This is a genomic window from Sphingomonas sp., assembly GCF_035490575.1.
Lineage (GTDB): Bacteria > Pseudomonadota > Alphaproteobacteria > Sphingomonadales > Sphingomonadaceae > Sphingomonas.
The window spans coordinates 1-9,359 of the sequence record NZ_DATJLI010000031.1 but is presented as its reverse complement, the minus strand read 5'-3'; the positions used below and the strand labels follow the sequence as shown (position 1 = coordinate 9,359).

Sequence of the window (9,359 nt, the reverse complement as noted above, 5' to 3'; positions counted from 1 at the left end):
GGTCTACTATGAGGCGGCGGGCGTCGTCGTCACGCTCGTGCTGCTCGGCCAGGTTCTGGAGCTCCGCGCCCGCGCCGCGACCGGGCAGGCGATCCGCGCGCTGATGAATCTCGCGCCCAAGACTGCGCGACGTGTCCTCGCCGATGGACGCGAAGAGGAGGTTGATCTCGCCGATGTCCGCGCAGGCGACAACCTGCGGGTTCGTCCCGGCGAGGCGATCCCGGTCGACGGGGAAGTCGCGGAGGGCCGTTCGTCGGTGGACGAGTCGATGCTCACCGGCGAACCCGCTCCCGTGCTGAAGGAGACGGGAGCCACGCTCACTGGCGGCACCGTGAACGGCACCGGTAGTCTGGTGATGACCGCGCGTGCGGTCGGATCGGACACGGTGCTCGCACGCATCGTCAAGATGGTGGCAGAGGCACAGCGGAGCCGGGCGCCGATCCAGGCGGTGGCGGACAGGATCTCGGGCTGGTTCGTGCCCCTGGTTGTCGCCGTCGCGGTGGCGACGTTCGTGGTCTGGAACCTGGTCGGCCCGGAGCCACGTTTCGGCCACGCGCTTCTCAACGCCATAGCCGTCCTGATCATCGCATGTCCCTGTGCGCTGGGGCTCGCGACGCCAATGTCGATCATGGTCGGCACCGGGCGCGGTGCGCATGCGGGCATTCTCATCAAGAACGCCGAGGCGCTTCAGGGGCTGGAGAAGGTCGATACGCTCGTGATCGATAAGACAGGCACTCTGACAGAAGGTAAGCCGAAGCTAGTCGGCATCGAAACGGCCGGGAGCTTTGCCGAAAATGAGCTGCTAGCGCTTGTTGCCGCAGTGGAATCCCGTTCGGAGCACCCGCTTGCGCATGCGATCGTAGCAGCGGCGGAAGAGCGCGGCCTTGCGCTCGTCTCTCCTGAAGGTTTCGACTCCATTACGGGCGCTGGCGTGTCCGCGATGGTAGCCGGGAGGAGGGTGGCAGTCGGCAATGCGTCGATGATGCAGAACGCCGGTGCTGATTCCGGTCCATTGGAGACACTGGCGAAGCGGCATCGCACGGTGGGCGCAGGTGTCATGCTCGTGGCGATCGACGGCCATCCGGCCGGCATGCTGGTGGTGGCCGATCCTGTGAAGCCTTCAGCCGCCGAGGCCATTGCGGAGCTGAAGCGTGATGGTTTGCGGATCGTGATGCTCACGGGCGACGGGCAGGGCACTGCCGAGGCGGTGGCGCGCCAGATCGGCGGCATCGATGAGGTGCGGGCCGACCTGAAGCCGGAGGACAAGGCGCGCATCGTCGCCGAGCTCAAGGCGAAGGGTGCGCGCGTGGCGATGGCGGGCGACGGCATCAACGATGCACCTGCCCTCGCCGCCGCGGACGTCGGTATCGCTATGGGCACCGGCACAGATGTGGCGATCGAGAGTGCGGGCATGACGCTCACCAAGGGGGACCTCGCCGCGATGGTTCGTGCGCGCCGGCTCGCCAGAGCGACCATGCGGAACATCCGCCAGAACCTGCTCTTCTCCTTCCTGTTCAACGGCATTGGCGTTCCGATCGCAGCGGGTGTGCTCTATCCGGTCGCCGGCATCCTGCTGTCGCCGATGCTGGCCGGAGCAGCTATGGCTCTCTCCTCGTTCGCCGTGGTGACGAACGCGCTGAGGTTGAACGCGGTGCGCCTATGAATATCGGCCAGGCTTCGGACGCGAGCGGGGTCTCCCAGCGGATGATCCGGCACTATGAGAAGATCGGCGTAATCCCGGCGCCGCCGCGTCGGGACAGCGGCTATCGCGACTATTCAGACGCGGATGTTTCCCGCCTGCGCTTTGTGGCTCATGCCCGCGACCTGGGGTTTCCGATCGAAGAGATTCGTGCGCTGCTCGGGCTATGGGCGGACAAAGGTCGCTCGAGTGCGGACGTGAAGGCATTGGCGACCGCACGGGCCGAGGAGCTTGGCCGCAAGGCTCAGGCGCTGGAGGAGATGCGGGCAACGCTGCTGGACCTAGCGAAGCGATGCCACGGAGACGAGCGGCCCGAATGTCCGATCATCGAGCGGCTGGCCACCTGATCCTTGATGTCGAGGAACACCCGGTGAGCCCGGCCCTTTGTCACCGGGTCTCCACGCCGCCCAATATATTTACAATGTGGTCGTTCCAGGCATCCAGGGCCGCTCGCTTCTCCGGCTTCCAGTCGTGCCGCTGGTAGATCGCGGCCACCCCGGAACGTGAGGCGCCAACATGATTGAGGACGGCCTCCGTGACCTCGAAGCGGACGCCCAGCCGCTGAAAGCCGGTTGCCAGCGTCCTGCGCAGGTCGTGCAGGCGCCACGGCGCCACTGGATCGCCGCCGTCCGCCGCGATCAGTTTGTCGAGCTTGGTCTTGCCCTTGTGGTAAGCGGTGAATGCGGCTCCCGCCGATGTGGGGAAGACCCGGCCGCGCTTTGGCCAGGTCTCGCCTCGCGCGACTTGATCAAGCTCATTGACCGCCAGATCGTTGAGCGGGACCATCGTTGGCTCGCCATTCTTGGTGCGACTGCCGGAGAGACGCATCTCGCGCTGGTCGCGGTTCAGCTCTTCCCAATGCAATCCGGCAATTTCCTCCCGCCGCTGCCCGGTGGCGATCAGAAGCCGGACGATAGGACCGAAGCAGCGATGCGTCTTAGGCGCTTGCGTCCACACACGGCCGAGTTCCTGATCGCTCAGCCACCGCTCGCGCGGCTTGACAGGCGGCGGGGTCTCCATCCCCTCCATGGGGCTAGACGCGATGTCGCCGCGGCTCATCGCCCATTTGAACAGCCGCCGCATGACCGCAAACACGTTCCGCCGGTTGCCGACCTGCTCTTCAGGCATGCGATCGAGCACGGCCACGATGTCGACCCGCGTGATCGTCGGAAGGGGCTTGTCGCGCAGGACGGGTTTGACGTGGAGCGCGAGCGAGCGTTTCACGAGCAGCTTCCAGCCCTTTCCCTTGCAAGAGCTGGCGAAGCGATCCGCATAATTGGAGAAGGCGAGATCGACGGCTTCCCGGCGGCGCTGCTTGTCGGACTCCACAGGGTCGACGCCCTGCGCCACTAATATCAGCATCCGCACAGCTTCGTCGCGGGCCATCGCTGGTGTCCACGGTGAGCCGTGGCCCCCGATCGTGTAGCGCCGGCTTTTCGCCTCCCGGCCGCCCAACCGGTACTGGACGACGTAGGACGCGGACCCATGGGCCGTCGTCTTGACCCCGAACCCCTTGAGATCCTCGTCCCAAAGGAAGCCCGCGACGCTGTTCGCCAAGAGCGCATCGATGGTCCGCTTGGTGATCCTGCCGGTTGCCATTGCGATACCTTATGTACCACGAAAATAAGCACCGGGTAAGCACCAGAACGGAAACCGCCGGATACTATCGGCGGCGATCGGCGGGTTAAGATACTGATTTCACCAGAACAAAAATTCTAAGTGTATTAGTTATATACGACGGAAAATGAAGTACCACACCTCATGGCCCTTGGTGCGAGCTTTGCGTTCGTAGCGGGTTTCGGGCCAGTCGGCGGGGCGTGTCAGGAAATCGGCGGCGGATCGCGCGGTCCATTCGAAATCGCCGCGCTGATTCATCACCATCATCGACCAGCGGCAATAGGTCGGGTCATCGGTGCCCAGCCGGAATTCCGCACCGGGCTTGAGCTTGGCGGCGATCAGGTCGAGCGGGCCGTGATTGATCATTCGCCGCTTGGCATGGCGCGCCTTGCGCCACGGATCGGGGTGCAGCAGGTAAAGGCGCGTCAGGCTGGCGTCGGGCAGGCGTTCCAGCACCTCCAGCGCGTCGCCCATGTGCAGCCGCACATTGCCGAGCGACCGTTCCCGCACATGCGCCAGCGCGCCGACGACGCCGTTCAGAAACGGTTCGCAGCCGATAAAGCCATGATCGGGCCGTGCCGATGCCTGCCCGGCCAGATGTTCGCCCCCACCAAAGCCGATTTCGAATTCGATCGGGCGGTCGTCGCCGAACAGGCCGGTCGCGTCGAGCGGGCCTTCGGTGGGCAGTTCCAGCGTCGGCAACAGGTCTTCGACCAAGGCGGCCTGCCCGGCGCGCAGCTTGTGCCCCTGGCGGCGGCCATAAAGGCGGCGGATGGTGGCGGGATCGTTCATCGGGCGACGCCTGTGCCGTCCATGCGCGTCGATGTCGAGAGGGGGCCTTTCAAACGCCGCGCGACCGCCCACCTAAGCGGCGACCGAACGAAAGGGCGATTTCCATGAAAAGCAGCGGCAACACCATTCTCATGACCGGCGGCGGTTCGGGCATCGGCGCGGCGCTGGCGCAGCGGCTGGCCGCGCGCGGCGATACCGTCATCGTCGCCGGGCGGCGGCGCGAGGCGCTGGAGGAAGCGATTGCGGGGCATGACCGGATGCACGCGATGACGCTGGACATTGACGATGCAGGCTCGATCGAGGATTTCGCCGCGCGGCTGATCGCGGAACATCCCGCGCTGAACGCCGTCATCCACAATGCCGGTATCATGCGGTTCGAGGCGCTGGATGCGCGTCGGGACCTGGCCGATGCCGAAGCGACGATCGCGACCAACCTGCTGGGACCGATCCGGTTGACAAATGCGCTGATCGACCATCTGGTGGCACAGCCCGACGCCGCGATCGTCACCGTTACGTCGGGCCTCGCCTTTGTCCCGCTGGTGGCGGCGCCGACCTATTCGGCGAGCAAGGCGGCGATCCACAGCTATACCGTCAGCCTGCGCGACGCGCTGAAGGGCAGGGTCGAGGTGATCGAGATCGCGCCGCCCGCGGTCCGCACCAACCTGACCCCCGGCCAGAGCGACCGCGAGGGTTATATGCCGCTCGACGCCTTTGCCGATGAAGTCATGGCGCTGCTGTCGGGCGATCCCACCCCGGCGGAAGTGCTGGTCGAGCGTGTGCGCCCGCTTCGCAATGCCGAGGCGGAGGGCGCGTTCGACCAGCGGTTGCAGATGATTAACGATTTTGCCCGCGCCGAGCGGGAGCGCAATGGCGGCTGACCAGCTTTTCTTTGCTGCGATATAGCGCGGCGGCTTTGCGGCGGCGCAGCATCGGCCCTATCTGGCGGCAATGACTCACCCGCCCGCCGATGCCGCCGCCCGTTCGACCCGAGTCGGCCTGTTCCAGGCGAGCGGCGCCTATCTGATCTGGGGGCTGCTGCCGCTCTACTTCCTGCTGCTCAAGGTGGTGGATGCGGGCGAGATCGTCGCCAACCGGGTCGTCTGGTCGCTGGCGCTGTTATTCGCCATCGTTGCGCTGATGCGGCGCGGGGGACGGTTGCGGCTGGCGCTGAGCAGTGGGCGGACGTTGCGGCTGCTGACGCTGAGCGCGGCGCTGATTTCGGTCAACTGGCTGGTCTATATCTGGTCGGTGCAGCACGCGCATGTGCTGGAGGCGAGCCTTGGCTATTTCCTGAATCCGCTGGTCAACGTCGTGCTGGGCGTGCTGGTCCTGCGCGAGCGGCTCAGCCGGCCGCAAATGGCGGCGGTCGTGCTGGCGGCGCTGGGCGTGCTGGTGCTGGCGCTCGAGGCGGGTGACGGGCTGTGGATCAGCCTGACACTGGCGATCACGTTCGGACTTTACGGGCTGGTGCGAAAGGTCGCGCCTGTCGAATCGATCGAGGGGCTGACGATCGAGACATTGGTGCTGACACCGTTCGCCATCGCCTATCTGCTGTGGCTGGGGGGGCGCGATGCGCTGACGTTCGGGGATGATATGGTGACGACGGCGCTGCTGGTGGTGGCGGGCGTGGTGACGGCGATCCCGCTGCTGCTGTTCGCGGCGGGGGCGCGGCGGCTGCCTTATTCGGTGCTGGGCCTGCTGCAATATCTGGCGCCGACGTTGCAGTTCCTGCTGGCGATCACGTTGCTTGGCGAACACATGACGACGGCGCACGCCATCTGTTTCGCGCTGATCTGGTCGGGGCTGGCGGTGTTCGTGATGGGCAGTATTCGGCGTCCGCGCGTGGCGCCGGTTTGAGAAGTCGCGCGCGCTGGTTTAAGGGCGCGCGCCATGACGCTTTACGCACGCTTCACCGCCCATCTCGACCAGATCCTCGACGCACTGATCGCCGAGGGAACGCTGCCCGGCGATCTCAACCGCCGCGCCGTCACGGTCGAGCCGCCCCGCGACGCCAGCCATGGCGACCTGGCCACCAATGCCGCGATGGTGCTGGCCAAGCCCGCCGGCACCAATCCGCGCGCGTTGGCCGAATCGATCGCCAGCCGGCTGGAGGCGCTGCCGGAGGTCGCGTCGGTGTCGGTCGCGGGGCCGGGCTTCATCAACATGACGCTGACCGACGCGACGTGGCGCGAAGAATTGCAGGCGATCCATGCCGCCGGTGACGGCTATGGCCGTTCGGATGCGGGCGCGGGCGTGACGGTGAATGTCGAATATGTCTCCGCCAACCCGACCGGGCCGATGCACATGGGGCATTGCCGGGGTGCGGTGGTCGGCGATGCGCTTTGCAGCCTGCTGGAGCATGTCGGCCATGATGTGGTGCGCGAATATTATGTGAACGATGCGGGCGGTCAGGTCGATGTCCTCGCCCGGTCGGCGCATATCCGTTACCGTGAAGCGCTGGGCGAAGATGTGGGTGCCATCCCGGAGGGGCTGTATCCCGGCGATTATCTGGTGCCCGTGGGGCAGGCGCTGGCCGCCGAATATGGCGACCGTTATGCCGCCGCGACCGATGGCGAGTGGCTGGCCCTGTTCCGCACCCGCGCCGTCGCGGCGATGCTGGAACTGATCCGTGCCGATCTGGCGCTGCTGGGCATCCATCATGACGTTTTTGCGTCGGAAGCCGAATTGCAGGCGGCGGGCAAGCCCGAAGCGGCGGAAGCCTGGCTGCGCGAACGCGATCTGGTTTACGACGGCGTGCTGGAAGCGCCCAAGGGCGAGACGCCGGAGGATTGGGAACCCGTCGAGCTGCCGCTGTTCCGATCGACCCGGTTCGGCGACGATCAGGATCGCCCCATCAGGAAGTCGAATGGCGCCTGGACCTATTTCGGCGCCGACCTCGCTTATCATTTCCAGAAGGCGCAGGGCGCGGACCAGTTGATCGACATCTGGGGCGCGGACCATGCCGGCACCGTCAAGCGAATCGTCGCGGCGGTGCAGGCCCTAACCGAGGGCAGGACGCGGTTCGACGTAAAGCTGGTGCAGATGGTGCGCCTGTTGCGCGCGGGCGAGCCGGTAAAGATGTCCAAGCGGTCGGGCAATTTCGTCACCCTGGCCGATGTCGTCCGCGAAGTGGGCAAGGACGTGGTCCGCTTTACCATGCTGACGCGCAAAGCCGACGCGCAGATGGATTTCGACTTTGCCAAGGTGGTCGAGGCGTCGAAGGACAATCCCGTCTTCTACGTCCAATATGCCCATGCCCGCGTCCATTCGCTGCGCCGTCGGGCCGCCGAGGCGGGGATCGAAGTCGCAACGGGAACGCCCGACCTGTCCCGCCTTGATACGGTGGAACTGGGGCTGGTGAAGCGCATGGCGCAGTTTCCGCGCATGGTGGAAAGCGCGGCTCATGCGCGTGAACCGCACCGTGTCGCCTTTTATCTCTATGACTTGGCGGCGGAGTTTCACGCGGCATGGAATGCGGGCAACGACGATCCGTCGCGGCGCTATGTCATTGCCGGTGACGTGACGTTAACCCAGTCGCGTCTTTATCTGGCCGATGCGATCGGGCAGATCATCCGATCGGGCCTGGCCATCATGGGCGTCGAGGCCGTCGAGGAGATGAAATGATGGCGCCTGCCGCCGACGACCGCGGACTGGACGACGAGGATCGGCTGCCCTGGCTGGAAACGGCGGAGGAAAGCTATGAGGAACGCGCGCCGATCGGCCGCGTCATCCTGTTGGTCGTGGCCGGGCTGGCGATCATCGCGGCAGCGATCGCGGGGCTTTACTGGTATCAGGACCGCCCCTCGACCGGCGGCGGATCAGGCGAGATGATCGCCGCGCCACCGGGCGACTACAAGGTCAAGCCCGACCAGCCCGGTGGTATGCAGGTCGCGGGCGAGGGCGACAGCGTGTTCAAGGCAAGCGACGGCGGCGAAATCGCCAATGCGTCGGTCGACCTGTCGGCGGTGCCCGAAGCGCCGCTGGCAACCGGCACGCGTCCGGCGCCCAAGGCGACGCCCGCGCCCAAGGCCGCGGCGCCGCGGGTGTCCGAAGCCGTGCCGCCGCCATCGGGCCGGCTGAGCGCCGACAAGGGCAATGCCGCCGCTGCCAAGCTGCCGCCGGTATCGGGCGGCGGGGCAGGCGGCGCGGTTGTCCAGCTCGGCTCCTTCCCCAGCGCGGGCGCGGCGAATACCGCATGGAAGCAGTTGTCGGGGCGTTTCGGCTATCTGGCGCAACTGGGTCAGTCGGTGCAGGCGGCCGAGGTCAATGGCCGCACCGTCCACCGGCTGCGCGTCAACACCGGCAGCAACGCACAGGCGCGTGAAGTTTGCGGCAAGCTGAAGGTCGCGGGCGAACCCTGTTTTGTCGTGGCGCAGTAAGGACGGGGCTTTCGCAAAGGGGGGCGCCGGGCTAACCCGGCGTTCATGCTGCCGGTCATTTATGGCTTGTCGGGCCTGACGCTCACGCCCGACGAGCGTGCCTTTTTCCACGACGCCGATCCGCTCGGCTATATCCTGTTCGGCCGCAACGTGGCGGATCGCGCGCAAATGCGCGCGCTGACCGACGATCTGCGGGCGCTGTCGGGTCGCGATGAGCTTCCAATCCTGATCGATCAGGAGGGCGGCCCGGTTGCGCGGATGAAGCCGCCCGAATGGCCGGCCTTTCCCGCCGGTCCTGCCTTTGCCGCGCTGTGGGACATCGCGCCTGCCTCCGCGATCGAGGCGGCGCGGCTGAACGGCCATGCACTGGGCCTGATGCTGAGCGAAGTCGGGGTGAGCGTCGATTGCGCGCCGCTGCTTGACGTGCTGGCGCCCGGCGTCACGCCCGCCATCGCGACCCGCGCCTATGGCAGTCAGCCGATACAGGTCGCCGCGATCGGGCGCGCGATGCTCGACGGGCTGGCAGCGGGCGGCGTCGTCGGCGTGGTCAAGCACATGCCGGGTCACGGCCGCGCGCGCGTTGACAGCCATCTCGAACTGCCGCGCGTGTCGGCGAGCGCAGACGAACTCGAAGCTGATATCGAACCGTTCCGCACGCTGGCGCACGCACCGATGGGCATGACCTGTCATTGCGTATTTGAAGCATGGGACAGCGAACGCCCCGCCACGCTGTCGCCGGTCGTGATCGGTGACGTCATCCGTGGCAAGATCGGCTTTCAGGGCCTGTTGATGACCGACGATATCGACATGAAGGCATTGAGCGGCACGGCGGGCGAGAAGGCTGCGGGGGCACTGGCGGCGGGATGCGATGT

General features: G+C 66.4%; 9 protein-coding genes. 7 read left to right on the top strand and 2 right to left on the bottom strand.

Annotated features, from left to right (window positions below; all coding sequences use genetic code 11):
• A partial coding sequence (locus tag VL973_RS02245; RefSeq protein ID WP_325282407.1) for a copper-translocating P-type ATPase occupies positions 1-1,663 on the top strand: 1,663 nt, incomplete at its 5' end.
• Complete coding sequence (gene cueR / locus VL973_RS02240) at positions 1,660-2,046, top strand: Cu(I)-responsive transcriptional regulator (RefSeq protein WP_136943358.1); 387 nt, start codon at positions 1,660-1,662, stop codon at positions 2,044-2,046. The genes VL973_RS02245 and cueR, both read left to right, overlap by 4 nt.
• A 40-nt stretch (positions 2,047-2,086) precedes the next feature.
• Here the strand turns inward: cueR and VL973_RS02235 are convergent, their stop codons facing one another.
• On the bottom strand, positions 2,087-3,298 hold the full coding sequence (locus tag VL973_RS02235; RefSeq protein ID WP_325282406.1) for a tyrosine-type recombinase/integrase: 1,212 nt from the start codon (positions 3,296-3,298) through the stop codon (positions 2,087-2,089).
• A 129-nt stretch (positions 3,299-3,427) separates the two neighbouring features.
• Positions 3,428-4,108, bottom strand: a complete 681-nt coding sequence (gene trmB / locus VL973_RS02230; protein ID WP_325282405.1) for a tRNA (guanine(46)-N(7))-methyltransferase TrmB — start codon at positions 4,106-4,108, stop codon at positions 3,428-3,430.
• Between the two features lie 104 nt (positions 4,109-4,212).
• Between trmB and VL973_RS02225 the strand changes: the two genes are divergently transcribed.
• The 5 genes from VL973_RS02225 to VL973_RS02205 all read left to right on the top strand — a co-directional run.
• Entirely contained in the window at positions 4,213-4,986 is a 774-nt protein-coding gene (locus tag VL973_RS02225; protein ID WP_325282404.1) for an SDR family oxidoreductase, read from the top strand.
• Positions 4,987-5,056: 70 nt separating this feature from the next.
• A complete protein-coding gene (rarD, locus tag VL973_RS02220; RefSeq protein ID WP_325282403.1) occupies positions 5,057-5,965 on the top strand; it encodes an EamA family transporter RarD in 909 nt (302 codons plus the stop codon).
• A 33-nt stretch (positions 5,966-5,998) separates the two neighbouring features.
• Positions 5,999-7,732 carry an arginine--tRNA ligase gene (argS, locus tag VL973_RS02215; RefSeq protein ID WP_325282402.1) on the top strand — a complete coding sequence of 578 codons (1,734 nt, stop codon included), beginning with the start codon at positions 5,999-6,001 and terminating at the stop codon, positions 7,730-7,732.
• Positions 7,729-8,487, top strand: coding sequence for an SPOR domain-containing protein (locus VL973_RS02210; protein ID WP_325282401.1), 759 nt, complete (start codon positions 7,729-7,731; stop codon positions 8,485-8,487). Before argS ends, VL973_RS02210 begins: the two co-directional genes overlap by 4 nt.
• A gap of 45 nt (positions 8,488-8,532) precedes the next feature.
• Positions 8,533-9,359: glycoside hydrolase family 3 N-terminal domain-containing protein (locus VL973_RS02205; protein ID WP_325282400.1), on the top strand; the 827-nt coding region annotated here is incomplete at its 3' end.

What these genes read in the sequence shown, in the direction of transcription:
- cueR (WP_136943358.1), top strand. Translation starts at nt 1,660, where the DNA reads ATGAATATCGGCCAGGCTTCGGACGCGAGCGGGGTCTCCCAGCGGATG.
- VL973_RS02235 (WP_325282406.1), bottom strand. Translation starts at nt 3,298, where the DNA reads ATGGCAACCGGCAGGATCACCAAGCGGACCATCGATGCGCTCTTGGCG.
- trmB (WP_325282405.1), bottom strand. Translation starts at nt 4,108, where the DNA reads ATGAACGATCCCGCCACCATCCGCCGCCTTTATGGCCGCCGCCAGGGG.
- VL973_RS02225 (WP_325282404.1), top strand. Translation starts at nt 4,213, where the DNA reads ATGAAAAGCAGCGGCAACACCATTCTCATGACCGGCGGCGGTTCGGGC.
- rarD (WP_325282403.1), top strand. Translation starts at nt 5,057, where the DNA reads ATGACTCACCCGCCCGCCGATGCCGCCGCCCGTTCGACCCGAGTCGGC.
- argS (WP_325282402.1), top strand. Translation starts at nt 5,999, where the DNA reads ATGACGCTTTACGCACGCTTCACCGCCCATCTCGACCAGATCCTCGAC.
- VL973_RS02210 (WP_325282401.1), top strand. Translation starts at nt 7,729, where the DNA reads ATGATGGCGCCTGCCGCCGACGACCGCGGACTGGACGACGAGGATCGG.